The following is a 26,896-nucleotide window of genomic DNA, read 5'->3' as shown; positions in this document are numbered from 1 at the left end:
TCAGCACGGAACCGGCCATGCCAAAACCGAACCACAGCACCGCTCCGCTGCCCTTCCCGATCCTGATCGGCGATATCGGCGGCACCAATGCCCGCTTCTCCATCCTGTCCGATGCCTATGCCGAGCCGAAACAGTTTCCGAACGTGCGCACGGCGGATTTCGCGACGATCGACGAAGCGATCCAAAAGGGCGTGCTCGACAAGACCGCGGTGCAGCCGCGCTCGGCGATCCTCGCCGTCGCCGGCCCGATCAACGACGACGAGATCCCGCTGACCAATTGCGACTGGGTGGTGCGGCCGAGAACGATGATAGAGGGCCTCGGCATCGAGGACGTGCTCGTCGTCAATGATTTCGAGGCACAGGCACTGGCGATCGCCGCCCTGTCGGATGAAAACCGCGAGCGTATCGGCAATGCCACCGGCGACATGATCGCGTCGCGCGTCGTGCTCGGACCCGGCACCGGCCTCGGCGTCGGCGGGCTCGTGCATGCCCAACACAGCTGGATCCCGGTCCCCGGCGAAGGCGGCCATATCGATCTCGGGCCGCGCAGCAAGCGCGACTATGAGATCTTTCCGCATATCGAGACGATCGAAGGCCGCGTCTCGGCCGAGCAGATCCTCTGCGGGCGCGGCCTCGTCAATCTCTATAACGCCATCTGCATCGTCGACGGCATCCAGCCGACGATGAAGGATCCGGCCGACATCACCTCGCACGCGCTTGCCGGCAGCGACAAGGCCGCCGTCGAGACCGTCTCGCTATTCGCCACCTATCTCGGCCGCGTGGCCGGCGACATGGCGATGGTGTTCATGGCACGCGGCGGCGTCTACCTCTCCGGCGGCATCTCGCAGAAGATTCTCCCGGCCCTGAAGAAGCCGGAATTCCGCGCGGCCTTCGAGGACAAGGCGCCGCACACCGCCCTGCTTCGCACCATCCCGACCTATGTCGTGACGCATCCGCTGGCAGCCCTTGCCGGGCTTTCCTCCTATGCGCGCATGCCGGCCAATTTCGGCGTCTCGACGGAAGGCCGCCGCTGGCGGCGCTGATCCAGTGCGCGTCCCACCCGGACGCGCCGCACTCTAGCCAAACCGATCCCAACTCTTTATAGAGCCGCCAAAAGCACGCGTCGCCCCTGCGCCGCGTTGGGTCGAGACAGGAAAGCTCATTATTGGAAGCGGCGGAAAGCAGAAAGCAGAGCGTCAGCAGCGATACCGTCACCGGCATCCTGAAGCGCATCATCGCTGAAAACGGCCGCGACCATCTCTGGGGTTATGTCTTCGCGATCGCCTGCCTCATCATCGTGGCGCTTTCGACGGCGTTCACTGCCTGGATCATGCGGGCGATCATCGATGAGGCCTTCGCCAATCGCCGCGCCGACGTCGTCTGGATCATCTGTCTTTCGATTTTCGTCGCCTTCGTGCTGCGCGGTTTTGCGAGTTACGGTCAGGCGGTGGCGCTCTCCAAGGTCGGCAACGATATCGTCGCCCGATATCAGCGCCGCCTTTATGCGCATCTGATGACGCTTTCCGTCGGCTTCTTCAGCGAGGCGCGCTCGGCCCATATCGCCGCGCAGGTGAGTCAGAACGTCAGCGGCATCCGCGACGTGCTCAACCTGACGATCACCTCGACGGTTCGCGACCTCCTGACCTTCGTTTCGCTGATCGGCGTGATGGTCCTCCAGGACCCGCTGCTCAGCCTTGCCGTGTTCATCATGGCGCCGCCGCTGCTCTATGCGTTGCGTTATGTTTCCAAACGGTTGCGCTCGGCAACCCGCGAGGCCGTGCATCTGAACAGCCACGTGCTGGGCGCCATGCAGGAGACGATCCAGGGCATTGCCATCGTGAAAGCCTTCACGATGGAAGAGGAGCTGGAACGCAAGGTCAATAAACTGATCAAAGGCGCCGAAAACCGAGCAAACCGGATTGCCCGGCTTTCAGAACGCACTTCGCCGCTGACCGAGAGCTTCGCGGGCTTTGCCGTCGCCAGCGTGCTGGCCTATGCCGCCTACCGCTCGATCTATTACAACGTGCCGCCGGGCGCCTTCTTCTCTTTCGTCACCGCCTTGCTGCTGGCCTATGACCCGGCCCGTCGGCTTGCGCGCCTGCAGGTGCAGATGGAGCGCGCCGTCGTCAATGCGCGGATGATCTACGAACTGCTCGACATGGAGCCGCGCCAGCGCGACCTGCCGGATGCTCAGCCGCTGACGGTGACGCAAGCCAAGATCGAATTCCGCAACGTTTCCTTCGGCTACGGCAATGAGAGCGTGTTGAGCGGCGTCAGCTTCATCGCCGAGGGCGGCGCGACGACGGCCCTGGTCGGACCCTCGGGGGCCGGCAAATCAACGGTCATCAACCTCATTCCGCGCTTTTACGACCCGCGCGAGGGCGAGATCCTGATCGACGGGCAGGACATCGCCCACATCACCAAGAAGTCGCTGCGCCAGCAGCTCGCCTATGTCTCGCAGCAGCCTTACCTGTTCGAGGGCACGATCCGCGACAATATCCGCTACGGCCGGCCGGAAGCGACCGATGCCGAGGTAGAGGAGGCAGCCCGGCTTGCCTATGCGCATGATTTCATCTGCGCCCAGCCGCAGGGTTACGATACGCCGGTCGGCGAAAACGGCGTGACGCTGTCGGGCGGCCAGCGCCAGCGGCTGTCGATTGCGCGGGCCCTGGTGCGCAATGCGCCGATCCTGCTTCTCGACGAAGCGACGTCGGCGCTGGACACCGAATCCGAAGCCGCTGTGCAGAAGGCGCTCGACGAGGCGATGACCGGACGCACCGTCGTCGTCATCGCCCACCGGCTTTCAACCGTGGTGCGCGCCGACAAGATCGTCGTCATGCAGCAGGGCCGGGTCGTGGAAGAAGGCAATCACGAGACGCTTGCGAAGGTCAGCGACGGTCTTTACGCTCGCCTCAACAATTTGCAGAGGCCTTCGGCCTCCGATCTAAACTGACCTGGTGAGACTGAAATGAGCAATGCTGCGATGAAACTGGTGGTGGTCGGCGCGGCAGGGCGCATGGGACAGACGCTGATCCGGCTCATCCATTCCATCGAGGGCGTGACTTTGCATGCCGCCGTCGAGCGCCCCGGTTCGCCGTTCGTCGGCAAGGATGCCGGCGAGATTGCCGGGCTCGGCCCGACCGGCGTCATCATCGGCGACGATCCGCTCAATGCCTTCCTGCATGCCGAGGGCGTGCTCGACTTCACCTCGCCGGCGGCGACGGTGGAGTTTTCGGGCCTCGCTGCCCAGGCCCGCATCGTCCATGTCGTCGGCACCACCGGCTGCTCGGAAGACGACAATGCCAGGATCGCCGCGGCCGCCCGCCATGCCCGCGTCGTCAAGTCGGGCAATATGAGCCTCGGGGTCAATCTGCTCAGCGTGCTCGCCGAGCAGGCCGCCCGGGCGCTCGATCCTGATGACTGGGATATCGAAATCCTGGAAATGCATCACAAGCACAAGGTCGATGCGCCTTCCGGCACCGCGCTTCTTCTCGGCGAGGCAGCGGCCAAGGGGCGCGGCATCGATCTGGCCGCGAAATCGGTCCGGGTGCGCGACGGCCATACCGGCGCTCGGCAAGCCGGCACGATCGGCTTTGCGACGCTGCGCGGCGGCTCCGTCATCGGCGAGCATTCCGTGCTTTTCGCCGGAGAAGGCGAAATCGTCACCCTGTCGCACAGTGCGGCCGACCGCTCGATCTTCGCGCGCGGCGCCATCAAGGCGGCTCTCTGGGCGCGCGACAAGAAGCCGGGTCTCTATTCCATGCTCGACGTGCTCGGGCTTTCTTCCCAATAACGACATTTCGGAGACATATTCATGAGTGGAACCCTCGTCCTCGTTCGCCACGGCCAGAGCGACTGGAACCTGAAGAATCTCTTCACCGGTTGGAAGGATCCCGATCTGACTGAACTCGGCGTCCAGGAAGCCAATGCCGGCGGCGCAGCACTTGCCGAATACGGGATCAAATTCGACGTCGCCTATACCTCGGCGCTGGTGCGCGCCCAACACACGCTGAAGCTCATCCTCGACAAGGTCGGCCAGCCCGATCTGCAGACGATCCGCGATCAGGCGCTGAACGAGCGCGACTACGGCGACCTCTCCGGGCTCAACAAGGACGATGCCCGCGCCAAATGGGGCGAGGAACAGGTCCATGTCTGGCGCCGCTCCTACGACGTGCCGCCTCCTGGCGGCGAAAGCCTGCGCGACACCGGCGCCCGCGTCTGGCCTTATTATCTCACGGAGATCCTGCCGCGCGTGCTCAGGGGCGAGAAGGTGCTGGTTGCCGCACACGGCAATTCGCTGCGCTCGCTCGTCATGGTGCTCGACAAGCTGAGCAAGGAAGGCGTACTTGCCCTCAACCTCGCGACCGGCGTTCCCATGGTCTACAAGCTGAACGCCGATTCCACCGTCGCTTCCAAGGAAGTGCTCGGCGACATGTCCGGCGCACATTGAAGCCAACGGCCTTCCCTGCACCGACAGGGAAGGCCGTCCTCAGTTCTCGATGGTGAACTGCACCCGGTCGGCCGCGAACCGGCTGATCGAATATTGCACCGGCACGCCGTCGAGATCGGTATTCATCGCCTTGGCGATCAGAAGGATCGCACCGGGCGTGAGTTCGAGATCGGCCAGATCGGCCGTATCGGCATGGGCCGCCGTCACCTCGGTCGTCGCCCGGACATAATCCGCCAACCCAAGTTCGGCGAAAGCCTTGGTGATCGATTGATGTTTGCGGTAGGCCTCGCCGATCCCGGCGAAACGCTCGGCGGGAAACCAGCTCGTCGCTTTTGACACCGGCCGCTTGTCGGCCTCGCGCAGCGTTTCCAGCCGGATCACCGTTGCTCCCGGCTTCAGCCCCAGCCAGCGGGCGATCTCGGGGCTCGCCTCCTCCTTCACCTCATCGAGCAACAGGCCGCGCATCTCGCGCGCCTGATCGCCGATGCCGGCGGTAAAACGGGTGCGCCTGGTGATCGGGAAATTCAGCCGCTCCTTGCGTTCGATCAGCGTGCCGCGACCTTGCACCGCCCGGACGATGCCCTCCTGTGCCAAGGCTGCCAAGGCGCTGCGCACCGTATGCCGGTTGACGCCGAATTGCAGCGCCAGAACGGTTTCTGGCGGCACCATTCCGGTTTCATCATAGGCTCCATTGCCGATCGCCTCGCGAATCCGGTCGGCGATCTGGCGCCAGAGCGCCACGCCGGTCTGCCTTTGCACCTGCTTCAGTCCCGCCATTCCATCCCCTGCCCTGCCATTTCGCGCCTTTTTAACACTCTACACGCGCCTGAAAAGACGTGGCCGCGCTGCAGGATGTCACACGCTTGTCACGGCATCGATTTAGGACTAGATATAGCTTGTATGATTGTCTATATCAATAGACATTTTAGAGGAAGCGGCGATGATATCAGCGGACAGCAACAACGCTGCGTCACAGACGGCATCGGAGCGCAAACGCGTCGCCGATCTGCTGGCGCGCGCAGAGCGCAGCGAACTCTCGGCGGCCTGGGATGCGTTGCCGCAAAAGCCTGCGGCGCATCCGGTGCGTGGACCGGAGACCGGGCTGGTGATGGTGCGCGGACGCATCGGCGGCGGCGGCGCTCCCTTCAATCTTGGCGAAGTGACGGTGACGCGCGCGACGGTCCGGCTCGACTCCGGCTCGGTCGGCCATGCGCAGGCGCTCGGCACCGACCGTGAGAAGGCGCGGCTTGCGGCGATCTTCGATGCGCTCTGGCAGGAGGAGGCGACGAAGGATTTCGTCGAACGGGCGCTGCTTTTACCGATCACTGAGCGGATCGCCGATGCCGAACGCCGCAAGGCCGACGAGACGGCGGCGACCCGCGTCGATTTCTTCACCATGGTGCGGGGAGACAACTGATGGGTTTCAAGACGGAAGCCTTGACCGGCGGCTTTGCCGAGCCGGTCTTCCATGCCCAGAGCGTCTTCAAGATGCTGATGGACGGCATGGCCCGTCCCGGGACGATCCAGACCGTTCAGCCCGATGTCGCGCCGCCTGCGCCGCTCGGCATCGCCGCCGGCGCGATCGCGCTGACGCTTTGCGACCACGACACGCCGGTCTGGCTTTCGCAGGGGCTGACAAAATCCACCGTGCCGGAATGGCTCGGCTTCCACGCCGGCGCGCCGCTGACCAAGGAGAAGGCCGAGGCACGCTTCGCCTTCACGGAAGCCGGAACTGCGCTTTGCCCCTTCGGCCTCTTCGCCTCTGGCACGCAGGAATATCCCGACCGCTCGACGACGCTCATCATCGAACTTTCCAACCTCGAGGGTGGGCGCAGGCTGGCGCTGATCGGCCCCGGCATCCAGAGTGTCGCGGACATTGCGCCGGTTGGCCTGCCGGAGACCTTCCTGCGGCTCTGGACCGAGAACCGCGCGCTCTTTCCGCGCGGCATCGACATCGTGCTGACCTCGGGCAAGCGCTTCCTCTGCCTGCCGCGCACCACCAAGATCACAGCAACGGAGATCTGAGCTCATGTATGTTGCCGTCAAGGGTGGCGAGGCCGCCATCGCCAATGCCCACCGCCTGCTTGCCGACCGCCGGCGCGGCGACCGGTCGCTGCCGGCGATCGGCATCGACCAGATCGTCGCGCAGCTGGCGCTCGCCGTCGACCGGGTCATGGCCGAGGCCTCGCTTTTCGACCGTACGCTCGCCGCACTCGCCATCCGCCAGTCGCGCGGCGACATGATCGAGGCGATCTTCCTGCTGCGCGCCTATCGCACGACGCTGCCGCGCTTCGGTTATTCCAAGCCGCTCGACACGGCTGATATGACGATCGAACGGCGCATCTCGGCGACCTACAAGGATCTGCCGGGCGGCCAGCTTCTCGGGCCGACCTTCGACTATACGCACCGGCTGCTCGACCCGTCGCTGCTTGCCGACGAGGCAGTCGAAACGCCGGCACAGCGCACCGCCGAGACCGGCCGCGTCATGCGCGTCTCCGAAATCCTCGGCGAGGAAGGCCTGATCGAGGCCGATGGCGACATGCCGGAGGATCACGAGGTCGGCGACCTGACGCGCGAGCCGATGGAATTCCCGATGAGCCGCGACCTGCGCCTGCAGGCGCTCGCCCGCGGCGACGAAGGCTTTCTGCTGGCGCTCGGTTATTCCACCCAGCGCGGCTACGGCCGCAACCATCCCTTCACCGGTGAGATCCGCATCGGCGAGGTCGAAGTCGAATTCGACGTGCCGGAACTCGGTTTCGCCGTCTCGCTCGGTACGATCCAGATCACCGAATGCCAGATGGTCAACCAGTTCAAGGGCTCTGCCAAGGCGCCGCCGCAATTCACCCGCGGCTACGGTCTCGTCTTCGGCCAGAGCGAGCGCAAGGCGATGGCGATGTCGCTGGTGGATCGTGCATTGCGCGCCGAAGAGCTCGGCGAGGATATCACCGCGCCGGCCCAGGACGAGGAATTCGTCATCTCGCATTCCGACAACGTCCAGGCAACCGGCTTCGTCGAGCATCTGAAGCTTCCGCATTATGTGGACTTCCAGGCCGAACTCGATCTCGTCCGCCGCATGCGCCGCGAATTCGAAGCCGCCCGCAACAGCGACGAAGACATGAAGGAGGCCGCCGAATGAGCGATCTGGCCAGCTACAACTTCGCCTATCTCGACGAACAGACCAAGCGGATGATCCGCCGCGCCATCCTGAAGGCGATCGCCATTCCCGGCTACCAGGTGCCCTTCGCCTCGCGCGAAATGCCGATGCCCTACGGCTGGGGCACCGGCGGCGTGCAGGTGACGGCCTCGATCATCGGACCCGACGACGTGCTGAAGGTCATTGACCAGGGCGCCGACGACACGACCAACGCCGTTTCCATCCGTGCCTTCTTCCAGAAGGTCGCCAATGTCGCGGTGACGACGCATACAGGCGAGGCGACGATCATCCAGACGCGCCACCGCATCCCTGAGGAAAAGCTCAAGGCCGGCCAGGTGCTCGTCTACCAGGTGCCGATCCCCGAACCGCTGCGCTTCCTCGAACCGCGTGAGACGGAGACGCGCAAAATGCATGCGCTGGAAGAATACGGTCTCATGCACGTGAAGCTCTACGAGGATATCGCCCGCAACGGCCGCATCGCCACGACCTATGCCTATCCGGTCAAGGTTCATGGCCGCTACGTCATGGATCCCTCGCCGACGCCGAAATTCGATAATCCCAAGATGCACAAGTCGGAAGCGCTGCAGCTTTTCGGCGCCGGCCGCGAAAAGCGCATCTATGCCGTGCCGCCCTATACCGACGTCGTCAGCCTGGATTTCGAAGACCATCCCTTCGAAATCCAGCGCTTCTGCAAGCCCTGCGCTCTCTGTGGCGCCGAGGACGTCTATCTGGACGAGGTGATCCTCGACGACAAAGGCGGGCGCATGTTCGTCTGCTCCGATACCGACCATTGCGAAGATCGCCGGGCACACGGACATGCCGGCGAAATGCTGGCCCGGGAGGCTGCAGAATGACCGATACGCCGCTCCTCAAAGTCAACGACCTCTCGAAGTTCTATGGCAACCGCATCGGCTGCCGCAATGTGTCCTTCGAGCTCTGGCCCGGCGAAGTGCTCGCCATTGTCGGCGAATCCGGCTCGGGCAAGACGACGCTGCTGAACTGCATCTCCACCCGGCTGATGCCGACCACCGGCAGTGTCGAATACAACATGCGCGACGGCAGCTACCGCGACCTCTACCATATGAACGAGGCCGAGCGCCGCTTCCTGATGCGCACCGACTGGGGCTTCGTGCACCAGAACCCGGCCGACGGGCTGCGCATGACGGTTTCGGCCGGCGCCAATGTCGGCGAACGCCTCATGGCGATCGGCGACCGGCATTACGGCAAGATCCGCTCCACCGCCATCGACTGGCTGGAACGCGTCGAGATCGACGCCGACCGCATCGACGACCAGCCGCGCGCCTTTTCCGGCGGTATGCGCCAGCGATTGCAGATCGCCCGCAACCTCGTCACCGGCCCGCGCCTCGTCTTCATGGACGAGCCGACCGGCGGCCTCGACGTCTCGGTACAGGCGCGCCTGCTCGATCTCGTGCGCGGCCTCGTCAACGATCTCGGCCTCTCGGCCATCATCGTCACCCACGATCTCGCCGTCGCCCGGCTTCTGTCGCACCGCATGATGGTGATGAAGGACGGCTGCGTCATCGAACACGGGCTCACCGACCGGGTGCTCGATGATCCGCGCGAACCCTACACGCAACTGCTCGTTTCCTCGATCCTGCAGGTCTGAGCGCCGCTGCAGGTCCAAAACCAGGGAAGAAGACATCATGCCAACGCCCCTCGTCGTTTCCGAAGTCTCGAAGAGCTTCACCATGCACCTGCGCGACGGCATCCGGCTACCCGTCGTCTACGATGTCGCCTTCTCGGTCGCATCAGGCGAATGCGTCGTGCTCGGCGGCCCGTCGGGCATCGGCAAAAGCTCGCTGCTGAAGATGATCTACGGCAATTACGCCGTCGACACCGGCCAGATCCTCATCCGCCACGACGGGCGCGTCGTCGATCTCGCCGCCGCCGATCCGCGCACCGTGCTCGACGTGCGGCGCAATACGCTCGGCTATGTCAGCCAGTTCCTGCGCACCGTGCCGCGCGTCGCGGCGATCGACGTGGTGGCCGAACCGCTGGTGGCGCGTGGCGAGGAAGCCGGCGCCGCGCGGGAAAAGGCGGGCGCCCTGCTTGCCCGGCTCAATCTGCCGGAGGCGCTGTGGCAGCTTCCGCCCGCCACCTTCTCCGGCGGCGAGCAGCAGCGCGTCAATATCGCCCGCGGCTTCATCACCGAGCATACGATCCTGCTTCTCGATGAACCCACAGCCTCGCTCGATGCCCGCAACCGCGCCGTCGTCGTCAGCATGATCTCGGAAAAGAAGCAGGCGGGCGTCGCCCTTCTCGGCATCTTCCACGACGAGGAAGTGCGCGAAGCGGTCGCCGACCGCATTCTCGACGTCCAGCAGTTCTCGCCGCGAAAGATCGCCGCATGAGCCGCAAACTTGATATCGAACCCTCTATCCACGAGACGGCCTCCGTCAGCGATTCCACCTTCGGGCGCTATACGGAAGTGTCGGAGCGCTGCCGCATCAGCGAGGCGACCTTCGGCGACTATTCCTACATCATGCAGGACGGCTCCGTCTGGTGCGCGACGATCGGCAAGTTCGTCAATATCGCCGCCGCCGTGCGCATCAACGCCACCAACCATCCGACCTGGCGGGCGACGCTGCATCATTTCACCTATCGCGCCGCCGACTACTGGCCGGACGCCGACACGGAGGAGGATTTCTTCGCCTGGCGGCGCGCAAGCCGCGTGACGATCGGCAACGACGTCTGGATCGGCCACGGGGCGACGATCCTGCCGGGCGTCAGCGTCGGCAACGGCGCGGTGATCGGCGCCGGCGCCGTCGTGTCCAAGGACGTCGCGGCTTACTCGATCGTCGGCGGCGTGCCGGCCAAACTCATCCGCGAGCGGTTTTCGAAAGCGGTCGGCGAACGTATGGACCGGCTCGCCTGGTGGGACTGGGAGCACGACCGGCTGCGCCTGGCGCTGCAAGATTTTCGCAACCTGAGCGCGGAAGATTTCCTGGCCCGCTACGACGGTTAAACCTCCGATATAGGCGCGGCGATTTGTGACACGAACTACACAAATATGACATTTGAGGTTCATCAAGCGGGACTAAGGCGATGCTGACCAAGGCCTGGAGTGCAAGGGGAAAGAGCATGATGTTCGAGCTGAAGGATGTCACCCGCCGTTTCGGAAACAAGCTCGCCGTCGATACCGTCACCCTCGCCATTCCCCAGGGCCAGATGGTCGGCGTCATCGGCCGTTCCGGCGCCGGCAAGTCGACGCTCCTGCGCATGATCAACCGGCTTCAGGAGCCGAGCTCCGGTTCCATCCAATTCGCCGGTGTCGAGGTCTCCGGGCTTCGCGGCCGGGCGCTGCGCAACTGGCAGCGCGACTGCGCGATGATCTTCCAGCAGTTCAACCTGGTGCCGCGCCTCGATGTTCTCACCAATGTCATGCTCGGCCGCCTCAATCACCGCTCGACGTTCCTGAGCCTGCTCAACATCTTCACCCGCGAGGAACGCGTGCACGCGATCGCGGCCCTCGAACGCCTCGGCATCGAGCAGACGGCACTGCAGGCGGCCGGCACGCTTTCCGGCGGCCAGCAGCAACGCGTGGCGATCGCCCGCGCGCTGATGCAGAACCCGAAGATGGTTCTTGCCGACGAGCCGATCGCCTCGCTCGATCCGCTGAACGCCAAGATCGTCATGGATGCGCTACGCGACATCAACGAGCGCGAGGGCATCACCGTCATCACCAACCTGCACACGCTCGATACCGCCCGCAACTATTGTGAGCGCATCGTCGGCATGGCCGGCGGCCGCGTGGTCTTCGACGGCAAGCCGTCCGAGCTGACCGCCGAAGCGGTGAAGGCGATCTACGGGACGGACAAGGATGGCGCCGGCATCGACGAAACCATGACGTCGACCAGCCTCGAATCCACGCGCCGCGCCGGGGCCCCATCATCCGGCATGATGGCCAAAACAGCCGCCATGCATTGACCCGTGTCCGGCCGACGGGACAACGGCCGGAGAACCAACTGACAAGCCACGTCACAACAGGAGACTTCCATGTCTGCATTCCGCAAGATTTTGATGGCAACCATCGCCGTCGCCGCCCTCGCCGGCAATGCCGCCGCTCAGGACGTCAAAGTCCTCCGCATCGGTCTCGATGGCGGTGAAAACGAAGCCGACCAGGTGCGCCGTACCGAGTGCGTCAAGCCGGGCCTGATCGCCGCCACCGGCGTTTCCGAAGTGCAGCTCTTCCCGTCGCCGAACTATAACGGCGTCATACAGGGCCTTCTCGGCGGCACGATCGATCTCGCCGTCATGGGTGCCTCCTCGTACGCGGCTATCTACCTCAAGGATCCGAACGCCGTTACCCCGGTTCTCACGACCAAGCAGGCCGACGGTTCGACCGGCTACTACTCGATCATGGTGGCCCGCAAAGATTCAGGCATCAAGACGCTCGCCGACGCCAAGGGCAAGAAGCTCGGCTTTGCCGATCCGGACTCCACCTCGGGCTACCTTGTCCCGAACGTTGCCCTGCCGAAGGACATCGGCGTTCCCGTCAAGCAGTATTTCTCTGAAACCGGCTTTGGCGGCGGCCACGAAAACCTCGTCCTCGGTGTTCTCGACAAGAAGTTCGATGTCGGCACCACCTTCGGTTCCGCTCAGGGCGATTGGGCACAGGGCTACACCTCAGGCAACCTGCACCAGATGGTCGCGAAGGGTCTGCTCGACATGGACGATATCGTCCAGGTCTGGAAGTCGCCGCTCATCCCGAATGGCCCGCTGATGGTGTCCCAGAAGCTGCCGGCCGATCTCCAGAAGAAAGTTACCGCTTACTTCGCAGAGCTGCCGAAGAAGGACATGAGCTGCTTCGAATCGTTCACCGGCGGCGGCTACGTTGACTGGTCGCCGGTCGACCAGAGCTTCTACCAGACGATCATCGATGCTCGCAAAGCCGTCATCGGCGGCTGATCCTCGGTCTGTGCAATCTTCCGGCGGCATCGTCATGATGCCGCCGCGTTCCAATTAAGGGAGCCACATATGGCGCACTCGGCCGGAGCGGATCATCTGAACGGACTGCAGGAAAGCTCCCGTACGATCCTCGACAATTACCAGAGCCAAGTCCGAACCCGCCGGATTTATACGGCCGTCTCCATCGTGATCTTCCTGATTATCCTCGGCACTTCGCTCGATTTCGCCAACAGCGCCAACTCGGGCAAGTTCTTTGAGCGCCTGCCCTATTTCTTCGATTTCATGAAGAGCTTCGTGCCGGACAGCCCGCTGGAGATCTTCCGCGCCATGTTCGACCTGCCGTCGCCCTACTCCGACGGTTCGATAAAATACGACTATACAAGCGACCGCGTCTGGATCACCGACAGTTTCTACATACCGAATCTCTTCTACGAGCTCGCGATTACGCTCAACATCGCCATCGTCTCCACCATATTGGGTGCGAGCGGCGCGTTCCTGCTCTGCTTTTTCGCGTCCACCAATCTCGTCGGTGCAGGTGTCACGCGCTGGATCGTGCGGCGCATCATGGAGATCATGCGCGCCTTTCCAGAGATCGTCACCGCCGGTCTTCTCGCGGCGATCCTGTCGATCGGCCCTATCTCGGCGATCATCGCAGTGTGGTTCCACACCGTCGGCGCGCTTGGAAAGCTGTTCTTTGAAGTTGTCGAGAATGCCGACATGAAGCCGGATGAAGGCCTGCGCGCCGTCGGCGCCGGCTGGCTGGAGCGTGTACGTTTTGCCATCCTGCCGCAGGTGCTCCCGAACTTCGTCTCCTACACCCTGCTGCGCACCGAAATAAATGTGCGTGCCTCGACCATTATCGGCGCCGTCGGCGGCGGCGGCATCGGCGAAGTATTCAGCCTTTCGATTGGCCGCGACCATGCCGCCAAGACTTACGCAATCATCATCCTGCTGCTGATCACGGTCATTTGCGTCGATCAATTTTCCGCCTGGCTGCGTCAACGGCTGATCGGCCGGCAGTCTTTCGAATTTGGCCGGGGAGCGGCGTGATGTCCTCTGCTCTGACCATGAACGCTGTCGAACGTAACCGCCTGCTGGCCGCCTATCCGGACGTCTTCCATCGCAGCTTCATGCAGCGATGGGGCCTTCTCCTCATCTCTGCGGCAGTCCTCGTCTACCTTGCCTTCTGCTTCGCCTTCTTCAACGTCATTCCGACTTTCGTAAACGGCAACTGGGATCGCGCAGCGATCTATGTTCAGGACTGGTATTCCTGGCGTGCCCAGCCGCGCCTGCGTTTCCAGAACGATCAGGTCGTCCCACAATGGACAAGCCGTCGCCAGTATCCCGAAGGCGCTGAGATCGACTGGCTGAAGCCCAGTGCCGATGGGCACAGATACACTGTCACCTTCGGTAGCGACGGTGACCGCCTGGAAGTGAGCCCAAGCCGCGTGGACGTCTATATCGACGGCAAGCTCTATCCCGTCACCATCACCCGCGACCGTGCCTCTTTGCCTGCCGATGCGCCGGTCCAGATGCAGCAGGACGACAACAAGGTGAATGTCTATTACGGTTTTTCCGGACAGGCAGAAATCCGCACCAGCCAGGTCTACGTACAGCGCCGCTTTCTCGGCTGGGCGAACTTCTTCTTCGATACGCAATCGCCCTTCTGGGGCCGCAGCCTGCCCGAGGTCGTCGACCTGATGTTCTCCGGCGCACGGCTCGATGCAAATCAATCCAACGTGTCGCTGGCGTTAGACAACTTCCTCAACAATGCGAGCTGGCAACACGGCGACATCCTGTCGAAACTGATGCAGACACTCGTCATGGCCTTCGTCGGCACATTATTCGGCACCCTGGTTGCTTTTCCGCTCGCCTTCATCGCCGCACGCAACATCATGCGCAACCGCGCCGTGAACTGGGCCACGAAGCGGCTCTTCGATTTCCTGCGGTCGATCGATATGCTGATCTGGGCGTTGTTCTTCACCCGTGCCTTCGGCCCGGGGCCGCTTCCCGGGATCGCGGCGATTTTCTTCACCGATACGGGCGCGCTCGGAAAAGTCTACGCCGAAGCCCTCGAGAACATCGACGACAAGCAGCGTGAGGGCGTCAAGTCGGTGGGTGCAGCGCCAGTTGCCGTTCAACGTTTCGGCGTCGTTCCACAAGTCCTGCCGGTCTTCATCTCGCAGTCACTTTATTTCTGGGAGTCGAATACCCGTTCGGCAACCGTCATCGGCGCCGTCGGTGCGGGCGGCATTGGCCTGAAATTGCTGGAATCCATGAAGACCAACTCGGACTGGGACAAAGTCGCCTACATGGTGCTTCTGATACTCCTGGTCGTCTTCGCCTTCGACAACCTCTCGAATGCGCTGCGCTCGCGCGTGATGGGGAAAAAGAACCACTGACAAGCTGCCGCCATCATCATTCTGTCACCGAAATCTTTTAGCCGGGAGCCTGCTTGCGGTTGGCCGCCAAATCACTGCACATTGCGCTCCCCCGTCTCGACGATCCCCAGGATAAATGCCTTGCGCTACGCTCTCTATTTCTCGCCGCCGAAGGATGATCCCCTGACCGGCGCCGCCTCGCGCTGGCTCGGCCGCGATGCATTCACCGGCGAGGCCTATCCTGCGCCGGAGCATGAGACGCTCAGTGCGGCAGAGCAGTTCGAGCTGACCGCCGACCCGCGACGCTACGGTTTTCACGCCACGATCAAGGCGCCGTTTTCACTTGCCGCCTCCGTCACCGAGAAGGATCTCATGGCAGTTGTGGAGGAATTTGCCGCCAGTACGCCGGCCTTCGAGATTCCCGAGCTTGTGCTTGGCCAACTCGGCCGTTTTTTTGCCCTTGTTCCCGGTTCTCTTCATCAACCGCTTCAGGATTTCGCCGCGAAGGTGGTAAAATCCTTCGAGCCGTTTCGCGCCGCACTCTCCGAGGCCGACACCAACAGACGCAATCCGGAGAAGCTCAGCGACAGCCAGCGCGCCAATCTGCATCGCTGGGGTTATCCTTACGTCATGGAGGATTTCGGCTTTCACATGACGCTGAGCGGCCAGGTACCGGAGACGCGCGCCGCAGTGATGAAAGCGATCCTGGCCGAGCGTTTTGCCGGTTTCACCGGCCGGCCGCTCTCGATTTCCGGCCTTGCCGTCTTCACCGAGGAGACGCGCGGCGCCCCGTTCAAAGTTCATTCCTGGCTGCCGCTTTCCGGCGCCAAACGCTGAAAGATCAAAGGCTTATGAGCAAAGAGACCGTGTTTTCCAACGCCCGCATCGTTCTCGAGGACGATATCCTCCTCGGCTCGATGCTCATTCGTGATGGCAAGATCGCCGACATCTCCGAAGGCAATTCGGTAGCCGGCGAAGATTTCGAAGGCGACTTCATCATTCCCGGCCTCGTCGAGCTGCACACCGACCATCTCGAAGGCCATTATCAGCCGCGTCCCGGCATCCGCTGGAACAAGACGGCGGCGGTCCAGGCGCATGACGCCCAGATCGTCACATCGGGTATCACCACGGTCTTCGACTGCCTGCGCATGGGCGCGGATGAGGACGGCGGTTTCGAACATGGCGAGATGCGCGAGATGGCCGATGCCATCCAGTCGGCGGAGAAGGAAGGGCGGCTGCGCGCCGAACACTTGCTCCATCTGCGCTGCGAGGTTTCGGCCGACAATGTGCTCGAACATTTCGCCGATTTCGAAAACGATCCGCATGTGCGGCTCGTCTCGCTGATGGATCATGCGCCCGGCCAGCGGCAGTTCCAGACGATGGATCAGTACATTTTCTACTACCAGAAGAAGCGGGGCTTGAGCGACGAGGTCTTCGCCCGTTTCGTCGCCAAGCGCCAGGCGGAATCGGCGCGCAATTCGACGCCGCACCGCAACGCCATCGCCAAGGTCTGCGCCGAGCGTGGCATCACGGTCGCAAGCCATGACGACGCCACACTCGCCCATGTCGACGAGGCGATCGACAACGGCGTGCGGCTTGCCGAATTCCCGACCAGCTTCGATGCGGCCCGAGCCTCGCATGAGCACGGCATGAGCGTGCTGATGGGGGCGCCGAACATCGTGCGCGGCAAATCCCATTCCGGCAATATCGCCGCCCGCGACCTCGCCGAGATGGGCGTGCTCGACGTGCTGTCCTCCGATTACGTGCCGCTCAGCCTGCTGCATGCGCCCTTCATCCTCGCCGACGAGGTCGAGAGCATCACGCTGCCGAAGGCGATCGCGATGGTGACGTCGACGCCCGCCCGCACCGTCAGCCTCGACGATCGCGGCCGGATCGCAACCGGGCTGCGTGCCGATCTCGTCCGCGTCCACCGCTCGCATGGCGTGCCGGTGACACGCTCCGTCTGGCGCCAGGGACGCCGTGTCGCATGACGCCGCACGAACCCCATCCCGGAGCCGGAGCCGAGCGCGGCATCATGGTCGTCGTCGTTGGGCCGAGCGGCGCCGGCAAGGACACGCTGATGAACCTTGCCGCCCGACATTTCGCCGGCCGCGCCGACATTCACTTCACCCGCCGCGTCATCACCCGCCACCGCGACGCCGGCGGCGAAGACCATCTTTCCGTCTCCCTCCAAGGCTTTACGGCGATGGAACAGTCGGGCTCCTTCGCCGTCTGGTGGGAGGCGCACGGCCTGAAATACGGTATTCCGGCCGAGGTCTCGGTGGCACTGTCCCGCGGCCATGTCGTCGTCGCCAATGGTTCGCGTTCGGCGCTTCACCGTTTCCACGCCGCTTTTCCGCGGCTCAAGGTGATCAACGTCACCGCCCGCCCCGAAGTGCTTGCCAGCCGGCTGGAGGCGCGCGGGCGCGAGACGCATGAGGATATCATGGCGAGACTCGCCCGCGGGCCGCTGACGGTGCGCGGCGACTACGACGTGACGGAGCTCGACAATAGCGGCTCGCTCGAAGAGGCCAAGCAGAAGATGGTCGCGATCCTCGACGGGCTGCTCACCGAGGTGCATTGACCGCAACAGAGAGGCAGGATGCGCGCCATCAAAGTCGTCGATTACGACCCATCCTGGCCGCAGCGCTTTGCCGAAATCAGCGCCGAGATCTCCGTCCTGCTCGGCGATGTCGTGCTGTCCATCGACCATATCGGTAGCACGTCGGTGCCTGGCCTGGCGGCCAAGCCGAAGATCGACCTCGATGTCGTCACCATCTCAGACGACGTTCTGCCGGCGGCTATCGACATCCTGCGCGCTGCCGATTTTGTCTTCCACGGCGACTTGGGAGAGAAACGCTGGGCCTTCACTCGAGATCACCAAGCCTATGGCTTCAAGCTCTATCTTTGCGACCCCGCCAACCTCGCGCATCGGCAGCGCATCCTGTTTCGCGACTATCTCAGGGATCATACCGACAGGGCCGAAGCTTATGCCGATCTCAAACGCCGGCTGGCCGCGGAGGCGGACGGCGACTGGGATTTTTATACCGGCGGGAAATCGGCCTTTGTCAACGAGACGATACGATTGGCCACGTTGAGAACGTGAGACCGAAGCGGCTGCGGCGCTCCGGCCGTCCCCGATCAGTCGCTGTCGCCTCGTCCCGATACGATCTCGCGCTTGCCGACGTGATTGGCCGGGCCGACGAGGCCTTCCTTTTCCATGCGTTCGACCAATGAGGCGGCGCGGTTATAGCCGATGCCGAGGCGGCGCTGGATGTAGGAGGTCGAGCACTTCTTGTCGCGCATGACGACCTTGACTGCCTGCTCGTAGAGCTCGTTGCCATCCTCGGAGGCCATGGCGCTCTTGTCGAACACGGCGCTGGCCTCTTCCTCTTCCGGCTCTTCCTCTTCGTCGGCGGTAACGGTGTCGAGATATTCGGGGCGCCCCTGGGTCTTCAGATGAGCAACGACCTTTTCGACCTCGGCATCCGAAACGAAGGGACCGTGCACGCGGGCAATCCTGCCGCCGCCCTGCATGTGCAGCATGTCGCCCTGGCCGAGCAGCTGCTCGGCGCCCTGTTCGCCGAGAATGGTGCGGCTGTCGATCTTCGAGGTGACCTGGAAGGAGATGCGGGTCGGGAAGTTCGCCTTGATCGTGCCGGTGATGACATCGACCGACGGGCGCTGCGTCGCCATGATCAGATGAATGCCGGCCGCACGCGCCATCTGCGCCAGACGCTGGATCGCGCCTTCGATCTCCTTGCCGGCGACCATCATCAGGTCGGCCATTTCGTCGACAATGACGACGATATAGGGCATCGGCGCGAGATCCAGCTCCTGCTGCTCCTCGACCGGCGCACCGGTTCCCCTGTCGAAGCCGGTCTGGACCATGATATGGATGGTCTCGCCCTTTTCGCGCGCCTGGGAGACGCGGCCATTATAACCGTCGATGTTGCGCACGCCGAGGCGCGACATCTTGCGATAACGCTCCTCCATCTCGCGCACCGCCCATTTCAGCGCCATGACCGCCTTCTTCGGGTCGGTGACGACGGGCGTCAGCAGATGCGGGATGCCGTCATAGACCGAGAGTTCGAGCATCTTCGGGTCGACCATGATCAGCCGGCACTGTTCCGGCGTCATGCGGTAGAGCAGCGACAGGATCATCGTGTTGATGGCGACCGACTTGCCCGAGCCGGTGGTGCCGGCGACGAGCAGATGCGGCATCTTCGCAAGCTCGGCGATGACAGGCTCGCCGCCAATGGTCTTGCCGAGGCCGAGCGCCAGCTTATAGCCGCTCTTGTCGAAATCCTGGCTCTCGATCATCTCGCGAAAATAGACGGTTTCACGGGTGACATTCGGCAGTTCGATGCCGATGACGTTGCGGCCGGGAACGACGGCGACGCGGGCCGAAAGCGCCGACATCGAGCGGGCGATATCGTCGGCAAGGCCGATGACGCGCGATGACTTCACGCCGGGCGCCGGCTCGAATTCATAGAGGGTGACGACGGGGCCGGGGCGGACATGAATGATCTCGCCCTTGACGCCGAAATCCTCGAGCACGCTTTCCAGAAGACCGGCATTCTGCTCCAGCGTCTCCTGTGACATGATCTCGCCAAGCCGTTCCGGCGGCTCCTGCAACAGGGCGCGCGGCGGGAACTCATAGCCTGACGCATCGACCTTTTCCGGTCTTGCCATCAGGCGCGGCGACGGCAGGACGGCGGCGACTGGAGGCGTCGACCGAGGCGCCGGCGCTGCCTGGGGCAACGGTGTTGCCTGGGGCATTGGCGCGGTCTGGGATGCCTGGGGCACGCTTCTCGGCGCCAGCACAATCGGCTCCGCAGCACGCACCGGCTTTTCCAGGGAGATCGCGGCCGGCGGCCGCGGAGCTCGCGATGCGGGGGTTGCGGCCGCCGGCTGGATCGGGCGCGATGCGGCGGAAGCCGGTTTCGGCGCGCCCGGACGCCATTCCATGACACGGAACAGGGCCGTGATTGATTCGGGCGTGGTCTCGATCTTCGGGACAACGATCGAGGGTGTGCGGACCGGCTCGCCCTCTTCGAAGGCCATGACTTCCCAGAAGGCGAAATCGGAAATCGAAGACAGTTCGGAAGCAGCGCGCAAGGCAGGCGCCTCCGCCCGGCCGGCGGCCGGCGGCTGCGGCATCTCGACCATCGCAGCCGGCGCTGCGGCAAGCTCGCTCGGCTCCGGCAGATAGATGTCGAACGGCACATCGACGGCGACCGGTTCGATCCGGATCGCCTGCTGTTCGAGCTGCGGTTCGTCGCGAACGGGCTCGTTCGGCGGACGGCGCCGGCTGATCAGCGTTTCCGGGGTGCGCGTGAAGCGAACATTCGGCGCGAGCGAAAAGTTGCTCTGCCAGATCGGCGCCGCCGGCTTTTCACCGGGATTTTCCTCCGCAAGCTCCGTTTCAAGCCCGCTGGAAAAATCTGCGGCATCCGTCAAATTGGTTCTGGGAAAACGCATGCGTCCGCTACTCACTCATGCCTAACAAATTACGACCCTACCGGGATAGAAAAGGAAGGTTAATAAGTTCCTTCCAGCCGGATCGTTCCGATACAGCTCCCAGAGGCAAACCGTCGCTATTTCAACGAGTTGCGGGAAACGGAAAAATCTTTTCCGTTTTGGGGAGGCGCTTAATGCGCCTCATCCCAATTGGTGGCGGCGCGGGCATCGACGCGCAGCGGCACGCGCATTTCGAGCGCCGGCATGGTGGCGTTTTCCATGACCGAGACGATGATCGGCATCGCCTTTTCGACATCCTCATCCTCGACTTCGAAGATGAGTTCGTCGTGCACCTGCAAGAGCATGCGGACACGCTCGGCAAGACCGGCTTCAACAAGCGCCGGCTCCATCTTGATCATCGCCCGGCGGATGACGTCGGCGGCCGAGCCCTGGATCGGCGCGTTGATCGCGGCCCGCTCGTTGAAGGCGCGCACCGACGGATTGGACGAGCGGATTTCGGGATAGTTGATTCGCCGGCCGAAGATCGTCTCGACATAACCCTTGTCGCGCGCCATGGCCTTGCGGCTTTCCATATAGTCGCGGATGCCGGGGAAACGCTCGAAATATTTCTTGATATAGTCGCCGGCTTCCGACCGCTCGATCGAAAGCTGATTGGCGAGCCCGAAGGCCGAGATGCCGTAGATGATGCCGAAATTGATCGCCTTGGCGCGGCGGCGCACCTCGCCCGGCATGCCTTCGACCGGCACGCCGAACATTTCCGACGCCGTCATCGCGTGAATATCGACGCCATCCTCGAAGGCCTTGGTCAGCTGCGGGATCTCGGCCACGTGGGCAAGCACGCGCAGTTCGATCTGGCTGTAATCGGCGGAAATCAGCTTGTGGCCCGGTGTCGAGATGAAGGCGGTGCGGATCTTGCGGCCTTCGGCGGTGCGCACCGGAATGTTCTGCAGGTTCGGCTCGGAGGAAGACAGCCGACCGGTCGTCGTCGAGGCCAGCGAGTAGGAGGTGTGGACCCGCTTTGTCTCCGGATGCACATAGCCGGGAAGCGCATCGGTGTAGGTCGATTTCAGCTTGGTGAGCTGGCGCCAGTCGACGATCTTGCGCGGCAGCTCGAAACCGGCGGCGGCGAGATCCTCGAGCACCGAGGCGGAGGTCGACCATTGCCCGGTCTTCGTCTTGCTGCCGCCGGCAAGACCCATCTTGCCGAACAGGATATCGCCGAGCTGCTTCGGCGAGCCGATATTGAAACGCTCGCCGGCCAGCGTGTAGATCTCGTCCTCCAGCCGCGCCGCACCCTGGGCCAGTTCACCGGACAGGCGCGACAGGATCTGCCGGTCGACGGTGATGCCGCGCGCCTCCATGCGCGCCAGCACCGGCAATAGCGGCCGCTCCAACCGTTCATAAACGCTAGTCAGTCCGGCTGCCGCCAGCCGCGGCTTCAGCACCAGCCAGAGGCGCAGCGTCACGTCGGCGTCTTCGGCGGCATAATGGGTGGCGCGGTCGATATCGACCAGATCGAAGGTCACGTTCGCCCTGCCGCTGCCGGCCACGTCCTTGTAGGGGATCGGCGTATGGCCGAGGAATTTTTCCGAGAGCGGGTCCATGCCATGGGCGCCGGTGCCGGCGTCGAGCACGTAGGAGATCAGCATCGTGTCGTCGAAACTCTTCGTCTCGATGCCATAACGCTTCATCAGCAGATAGTCGTATTTCAGGTTCTGGGCGACCTTGAGAACCGCAGCGTCCTCCAGCAGCGCCTTCAGCCGCGGCAGGGCATCGCGCATCGGGACCTGATTTTCGGCAAGGCCGCCGCCGAGCAGATCGCCGACGCCGTTCTTGTGGGCAAGCGGCACATAGGCGGCGCGGATCTTCGTGCCGGTGGGGTCGGCGACATTGTCGGCGATCGCCATCGAGAAGCCGACAAGCTCGGCCTGCATGGCATCGAGCGACGTCGTCTCGGTATCGAAGGCCACGAGGCCGGTGTCGCGCGCATCGGCGATCCATCGGTCGAGCGTCGCCAGATCGCGGATCGTCACATAGGTGGAATGATCGAAGGGCAGCGTTGCGAAGGCCTCGGCCCGCGCCTTGGCAAGATCGGCGGGTGAAAAGGCGCCTTCGACGCCAGCCTTCGCACGCGGCGGCACGGGCACGGATGGCCCCGAGACGTCAGGGACGCCGCCGGCGACCGGTGCCGGCTCGGCCGCATCGAGATCGGGACCATGGGCGGCATCACCCCATTCGATGCGGACGGCCGCCGGTTCGATGGCGCTTGCATCACAATCGCAGACTTCGGCGACCCGTCGCGTCAGCGTCGTGAATTCCATCGTCTTGAGAAAGCCGATCAGCTTCGGACCGTTCTGCGGCTCCAGCACCAGCGCGTCGAGATCGAGATCGAGCGGCACGTCGGTGCGCAGCCGCACGAGTTCGCGCGAGAGCTTGGCCATCTCGATATTGGCAAGGATCGTCTCGCGGCGCTTGACCTGCTTGATCTCGGTGGCGCGTTCGAGCAGCGTGTCGAGATCGCCGTATTCCTCAAGCAGCTGGGCGGCGGTTTTCGGGCCGATGCCGGGAATGCCGGGCACATTGTCGACGGAATCGCCGGTCATCGCCTGCAGGTCGATCATCTTTTCCGGCGGCACGCCCCATTTCTCGACGACATCGGGAATGCCGATCTGCTTGTCCTTCATGCTGTCATACATGTGGACATTTGCTGTGACGAGCTGCATCAGATCCTTGTCGGAGGAGACGATGGTGACATCGGCCCCCGTCGCTTCGGCCTGACGGGCATAGGTGGCGATGATGTCGTCGGCTTCGAAGCCTTCGGTTTCGATGCAGGGCAGGTTGAAGGCGCGGGTTGCCTCGCGGATGAGCCCGAATTGCGGGATGAGCTCTTCGGGCGGTGCCGAACGGTTCGCCTTGTAGGCGTCGTAGAGATCCTTGCGGAACGTCTTGGCGGAATAATCGAAGATGACGGCAAGATGCGTCGGCGTCACCCCGACATCGGTATTGCGCGCATCCCTCAAAAGTTTCCACAGCATGTTGCAGAAACCGGAAACGGCGCCGACCGGCAGGCCGTCCGTTTTGCGCGTCAGCGGCGGCAATGCATGAAACGCCCGGAAGATGAAACCGGAACCGTCGACTAGGAAGAGGTGATCGCCTTTTTTCATGCGTGCATGGATAGCGCGGGCACGGAACGAGGTCCATATAAAGTTCGGCGCGCCAAGCGATTATGGGTCGGGTTCAAGGAAATATGCAGAAGGGATTCCTGCTCACCAAACTGTTACCGATTTGTAACGTGGCGTGACCCTTGAAAAACCACATTCGCAGTTCCAAATCCATGTCACCGGCGCTTGATCGCGCCGCGGGTCTGATTACCGGCTTGTCCCCCGCCGCATCAGGCTTGGACAAAGGCCTTATCCCCCTCTCCGGGCCTTTGTCCCCATTTTAAGGTCGCCATGGCCAACCTCCAGGTCATGGCGACTTTTGTTTTTCCGCCCCTCGAAACGATGGGCGGAGCTTGCGTTTTTTTGGAGCGTCCTATGCGATTTGCTGCATTGTCTCCGGCATGGTTTTGAGCCTAACTTGCAATCATGGGATTTAACCGCATGGATTCGGGAGCTTACCTTGCCAGCCAGCTGGCGAAGGGTTTTGCCCGCTCGCTGCACCGGCGCGCGGTCGGGCTCGGTTTTTCCCCCGGTCAGTTTCCCATTCTGCTGGAACTCTGGGGCGAAGACGGCCTGACCCAGAAACAGCTGCTGGAGCGGGTCGATATCGAGCAGGCGACCATGGCCAATACGCTGTCGCGCATGGTCCGCGACGGGCTGATCGAACGCCGGCCGCATCCATCCGACAAGCGGGCGCAGCTGATCTTCCTGACGCCGAAGGCGCGTGCCATGGAAGACGAGGCGATCGAAAGCGCGCGCGAGGCCGACCTCGCGCTGTTCAAGGGCTTTCGGACTTTCGAGCGCGAGCTGACGCTCGAATATATCCGCCGGCTGCTGGAAAACGCCAAGGCGCTCTGACCGGCATTACTCGCCGGCAAGACGGATGGGTCGCCGCCCCGCTATCGACAGATCGTCCGTTCGGGCTGTCGAGGACAGGAGGCTTTCGCGGGCAGCGAGCTTCATGCTCGGCTCGACATCCGGTCTGCCGAGCAAAAACCCCTGTACCTGCGCACAGCCTTCTTCGACGACGATCTGGCGCTGCGTCTCGGTTTCGACGCCCTCCGTCACGACAGGCATGCCGAGACTGTGACCGAGGCCGATGATTGCGCGCACGATCGAACGCGCCGCCGCGTCATGGTCCAGCATTCCGGTGAAGCTGCGGTCGACCTTGATCTTGTCGAAAGGAAAGGTTCGCAGGTTGGAGAGCGAGGAAAAACCGGTGCCGAAGTCGTCCATGACGATGTGAACACCCAGACTGCGCAGACGCTGCAGCGTGGCCATCACCCGGTCGCGATCACGGATGAGAGCGGCCTCGGTGATCTCGATTTCCAGCCGGCCGGGCGCAAGTCCCGTTTCCTTGAGGATCGCCTCGATCCGCTCGCAGAGGTTTGGCAGCATGAACTGCACCGGCGAAACGTTGACGGCGATCCTCAGCGGATGCGGCCAGCGCGCGGCCTCCTTGCAGGCCTGCTGCAGCACCCACTCACCGAGCTGGACGATCGACCCGCTTTCCTCGGCGATCGGAATGAAGATATCCGGCTCGCTCAGGCCGTGGCCCGGCCGGTTCCAGCGCATCAAGGCCTCGTAACCGCTGATCTCGCCGCTCTGTGCATCGAGAACCGGCTGATAGCTGACATGGATCTGATTGCGGGTGATAGCGTGGCGCAGTTCGCTTTCGATCTGGCGGCGGGCTCGCGTGGCCTCGTCCATTTCCGCATTGAAGAAACAGGCCTTGCCGCGGCCGCCGTGCTTGACCCGATAGAGGGCGATATCGGCGTTGTTGCAGATCTCGTCTGCATCGCTTCCGTCGGTCGGATAAAGAGCGATGCCGAGGCTGACGCCGACGGCGGTCGGGTCGCGCGCCATATCCATCTCGGCGGCGAATTCGTCGAGGATCGCGGCTGCGAGCTTCTGCGCGGCCGCCGGTTGCTGTCCGGCGGACTGAATGATGGCAAATTCATCGCCGCCGAGACGGGCGATGGTATCGCGTTCATCGGCCACGCGACGCAGGATCGAGGCGACTTTGCAAAGAATGCGGTCGCCCTCGGCGTGGCCGAAAATATCGTTGACGGTCTTGAAGCGATCGAGATCGATATAGAAGAGGGCGACCTCGCTGTTCTTTCCCTTGGCCATCTGCAGCGCCTGGCGGATGCGCTTGTCGAACAACGACCGATTTGGAAGGTCGGTGAGAACATCGTGGTGGGCGAGGTGCTCGATCATCTCCTCGGCCTGCCTGCGCTCGGTGAGATCGCGCACCGCCAGCACGTCGCAGTTGTGCCCGCGATAGACGATCCTGCTGGTGTTCACTTCGACGGCGATCTCCCTGCCGTTCCTGGTGTTGAGCAGCGTGTCGCCCGGCCTGTTCTGTCCCTGGGTTAAGACAATGGAGGGCGCCTTGCCCAGGAGATCGGCAAGCTTCCAGCCGGAAAGCCCCTGAAAGCGTTCGTTGGCATCGATAATCCTGCCTTCCCGCAGGATCAGCAATCCTTCCTGCGACGCATTTGCGAGTCCCCTCAGATCCGTCAGGTGGCTTTCGATGAAGACCACGGCAATTGCGATCAGAATGAGAGCCGTGGCCGCCACCACGACGATCGCGGCCAGCAGGCTGGTATCCAGCACCGTTGCCGGAACCTCTTTGCCGGGATCCGGCACGAGTGTGATGCTGGCCATCGAAATGAAGTGGAGTGCGCAGATTGCAAGGACGAAGGTGACCGACGAGGCGAGGAGCCGTCTCAGTCCCTTCAAGTGGAAGAAGGCGTGGAAGGCGATGCTCGACAACAGCACCCCCGCGAGTACCGCACTCAACGTCATGTACGGATCGTAGAGGATAACCGCCTGCGTCTCGATCGCCTGCATGCCGGTCAGGTGCATCGTGGCGATGCCGAGCGCCATCAGAACGCCGCCTTGGATGCACGAAAACCTGCCCCGGCCCTGCGAAGCGACGAGGATTGCCGCCCACGAGCCGACCACCGACAAGAGGAAGGAAAGCGCCGTCAGGCCCAGCTGGTAGGTGATCGGCATGCCGCCGTCATAGGCCAGCATCGCGATGAAATGGGTTGCCCATACGCCGGTGCCGAAGGCGAAAGCCGACGCGCCGATCCAAAGCTTGCGGCGTCCGGCATCGCATTCCTGCGCGCGCGAAAGCGGCAGCATCGCTGCCATTGCGCCGATCAGGCAGACCACGGCCGCCGCGAGCACCAGCCGCCAATCGTGATTGTCGCGAATACAAGTAATGACCGAAAACATCTCGCCCCTCGTACAGCTGAATTCGGTCAAGCTAATTTGGTTGTACTAAATAACTGTAAATTGAATTAGGATGTTCTTCTATACTATCTCA

General features: G+C 63.1%; 24 protein-coding genes. 20 read left to right on the top strand and 4 right to left on the bottom strand.

Translation table 11 applies throughout. The features are described from left to right. Positions 1-17: 17 nt before the first annotated feature. The 4 genes from CO671_RS24835 (at position 18) to CO671_RS24820 (ending at position 4,450) form a co-directional block, all read left to right on the top strand. A complete protein-coding gene (locus CO671_RS24835) occupies positions 18-1,043 on the top strand; it encodes a glucokinase (RefSeq protein ID WP_097608117.1) in 1,026 nt (341 codons plus the stop codon). Between the two features lie 122 nt (positions 1,044-1,165). Next, a complete protein-coding gene (locus tag CO671_RS24830; RefSeq protein WP_097608116.1) occupies positions 1,166-2,953 on the top strand; it encodes an ABC transporter ATP-binding protein in 1,788 nt (595 codons plus the stop codon). 15 nt (positions 2,954-2,968) lie between these two features. Further along, complete coding sequence (gene dapB, locus CO671_RS24825) at positions 2,969-3,793, top strand: 4-hydroxy-tetrahydrodipicolinate reductase (RefSeq protein WP_097608115.1); 825 nt, start codon at positions 2,969-2,971, stop codon at positions 3,791-3,793. A gap of 21 nt (positions 3,794-3,814) precedes the next feature. After that, positions 3,815-4,450 carry a 2,3-bisphosphoglycerate-dependent phosphoglycerate mutase gene (locus tag CO671_RS24820; RefSeq protein ID WP_097608114.1) on the top strand — a complete coding sequence of 212 codons (636 nt, stop codon included), beginning with the start codon at positions 3,815-3,817 and terminating at the stop codon, positions 4,448-4,450. Positions 4,451-4,489: 39 nt separating this feature from the next. On the opposite strand, the gene phnF is transcribed toward CO671_RS24820, so the two are convergent. After that, the gene (gene phnF / locus CO671_RS24815) at positions 4,490-5,227 is read right to left on the bottom strand and encodes a phosphonate metabolism transcriptional regulator PhnF (RefSeq protein ID WP_097608113.1); all 738 of its coding nucleotides are present in this window, start codon (positions 5,225-5,227) and stop codon (positions 4,490-4,492) included. A 163-nt stretch (positions 5,228-5,390) separates the two neighbouring features. Between phnF and phnG the strand changes: the two genes are divergently transcribed. The 15 genes from phnG (at position 5,391) to CO671_RS24740 (ending at position 18,020) form a co-directional block, all read left to right on the top strand. Then, the gene (phnG, locus tag CO671_RS24810) at positions 5,391-5,867 is read left to right on the top strand and encodes a phosphonate C-P lyase system protein PhnG (RefSeq protein ID WP_097608112.1); all 477 of its coding nucleotides are present in this window, start codon (positions 5,391-5,393) and stop codon (positions 5,865-5,867) included. Further along, positions 5,867-6,475: a phosphonate C-P lyase system protein PhnH gene (gene phnH / locus CO671_RS24805; RefSeq protein ID WP_097608111.1), complete on the top strand. Its 609-nt coding sequence runs from the start codon at positions 5,867-5,869 to the stop codon at positions 6,473-6,475. Before phnG ends, phnH begins: the two co-directional genes overlap by 1 nt. Positions 6,476-6,479: 4 nt before the next feature. Next, complete coding sequence (locus CO671_RS24800; protein WP_097608110.1) at positions 6,480-7,586, top strand: carbon-phosphorus lyase complex subunit PhnI; 1,107 nt, start codon at positions 6,480-6,482, stop codon at positions 7,584-7,586. Further along, positions 7,583-8,458, top strand: coding sequence for an alpha-D-ribose 1-methylphosphonate 5-phosphate C-P-lyase PhnJ (locus tag CO671_RS24795; RefSeq protein WP_097608109.1), 876 nt, complete (start codon positions 7,583-7,585; stop codon positions 8,456-8,458). Before CO671_RS24800 ends, CO671_RS24795 begins: the two co-directional genes overlap by 4 nt. Then, positions 8,455-9,231 carry a phosphonate C-P lyase system protein PhnK gene (phnK, locus tag CO671_RS24790; protein ID WP_097608108.1) on the top strand — a complete coding sequence of 259 codons (777 nt, stop codon included), beginning with the start codon at positions 8,455-8,457 and terminating at the stop codon, positions 9,229-9,231. The genes CO671_RS24795 and phnK overlap by 4 nt, the downstream gene beginning before the upstream one ends. A 37-nt stretch (positions 9,232-9,268) precedes the next feature. After that, positions 9,269-9,976 carry a phosphonate C-P lyase system protein PhnL gene (gene phnL, locus CO671_RS24785; protein ID WP_097608107.1) on the top strand — a complete coding sequence of 236 codons (708 nt, stop codon included), beginning with the start codon at positions 9,269-9,271 and terminating at the stop codon, positions 9,974-9,976. Then, positions 9,973-10,590 (top strand): DapH/DapD/GlmU-related protein, encoded by a 618-nt coding sequence (locus CO671_RS24780; protein WP_097608106.1) that lies wholly within the window; start codon positions 9,973-9,975, stop codon positions 10,588-10,590. Before phnL ends, CO671_RS24780 begins: the two co-directional genes overlap by 4 nt. Before the next feature lie 119 nt (positions 10,591-10,709). Next, positions 10,710-11,552, top strand: a complete 843-nt coding sequence (gene phnC / locus CO671_RS24775) for a phosphonate ABC transporter ATP-binding protein (RefSeq protein ID WP_097608156.1) — start codon at positions 10,710-10,712, stop codon at positions 11,550-11,552. 69 nt (positions 11,553-11,621) lie between these two features. Then, the gene (gene phnD, locus CO671_RS24770) at positions 11,622-12,533 is read left to right on the top strand and encodes a phosphonate ABC transporter substrate-binding protein (RefSeq protein WP_097581302.1); all 912 of its coding nucleotides are present in this window, start codon (positions 11,622-11,624) and stop codon (positions 12,531-12,533) included. A 69-nt stretch (positions 12,534-12,602) separates the two neighbouring features. Further along, the gene (gene phnE, locus CO671_RS24765; RefSeq protein ID WP_097608105.1) at positions 12,603-13,583 is read left to right on the top strand and encodes a phosphonate ABC transporter, permease protein PhnE; all 981 of its coding nucleotides are present in this window, start codon (positions 12,603-12,605) and stop codon (positions 13,581-13,583) included. Beyond that, positions 13,583-14,935 (top strand): phosphonate ABC transporter, permease protein PhnE, encoded by a 1,353-nt coding sequence (gene phnE, locus CO671_RS24760; protein WP_097608104.1) that lies wholly within the window; start codon positions 13,583-13,585, stop codon positions 14,933-14,935. The genes phnE (CO671_RS24765) and phnE (CO671_RS24760) overlap by 1 nt, the downstream gene beginning before the upstream one ends. A gap of 120 nt (positions 14,936-15,055) precedes the next feature. Beyond that, the gene (locus CO671_RS24755; RefSeq protein WP_097608103.1) at positions 15,056-15,751 is read left to right on the top strand and encodes a DUF1045 domain-containing protein; all 696 of its coding nucleotides are present in this window, start codon (positions 15,056-15,058) and stop codon (positions 15,749-15,751) included. A gap of 14 nt (positions 15,752-15,765) precedes the next feature. Then, positions 15,766-16,905, top strand: a complete 1,140-nt coding sequence (locus CO671_RS24750; RefSeq protein WP_097608102.1) for an alpha-D-ribose 1-methylphosphonate 5-triphosphate diphosphatase — start codon at positions 15,766-15,768, stop codon at positions 16,903-16,905. Continuing rightward, complete coding sequence (gene phnN, locus CO671_RS24745; RefSeq protein ID WP_097608101.1) at positions 16,902-17,498, top strand: phosphonate metabolism protein/1,5-bisphosphokinase (PRPP-forming) PhnN; 597 nt, start codon at positions 16,902-16,904, stop codon at positions 17,496-17,498. The genes CO671_RS24750 and phnN overlap by 4 nt, the downstream gene beginning before the upstream one ends. 18 nt (positions 17,499-17,516) lie before the next feature. After that, positions 17,517-18,020, top strand: coding sequence for a GrpB family protein (locus CO671_RS24740; protein WP_097608100.1), 504 nt, complete (start codon positions 17,517-17,519; stop codon positions 18,018-18,020). A gap of 35 nt (positions 18,021-18,055) precedes the next feature. On the opposite strand, the gene CO671_RS24735 is transcribed toward CO671_RS24740, so the two are convergent. Together CO671_RS24735 and polA are read right to left on the bottom strand one after the other, a co-directional pair. Beyond that, entirely contained in the window at positions 18,056-20,398 is a 2,343-nt protein-coding gene (locus CO671_RS24735; RefSeq protein WP_097608099.1) for a DNA translocase FtsK, read from the bottom strand. A gap of 170 nt (positions 20,399-20,568) precedes the next feature. After that, positions 20,569-23,562: a DNA polymerase I gene (gene polA, locus CO671_RS24730; protein ID WP_097608098.1), complete on the bottom strand. Its 2,994-nt coding sequence runs from the start codon at positions 23,560-23,562 to the stop codon at positions 20,569-20,571. Positions 23,563-24,000: 438 nt separating this feature from the next. Between polA and CO671_RS24725 the strand changes: the two genes are divergently transcribed. Then, positions 24,001-24,417: a MarR family transcriptional regulator gene (locus CO671_RS24725; RefSeq protein WP_010029071.1), complete on the top strand. Its 417-nt coding sequence runs from the start codon at positions 24,001-24,003 to the stop codon at positions 24,415-24,417. A gap of 6 nt (positions 24,418-24,423) precedes the next feature. Here the strand turns inward: CO671_RS24725 and CO671_RS24720 are convergent, their stop codons facing one another. After that, entirely contained in the window at positions 24,424-26,805 is a 2,382-nt protein-coding gene (locus tag CO671_RS24720) for an EAL domain-containing protein (RefSeq protein ID WP_097608097.1), read from the bottom strand. Positions 26,806-26,896 lie beyond the last annotated feature (91 nt).

Origin of the sequence: Rhizobium sp. M10 (genome assembly GCF_002531955.1) — a bacterium.
In the GTDB taxonomy this organism is placed as follows: domain Bacteria; phylum Pseudomonadota; class Alphaproteobacteria; order Rhizobiales; family Rhizobiaceae; genus Rhizobium; species Rhizobium etli_C.
This window is presented reverse-complemented; position numbering and strand designations above follow the sequence as displayed.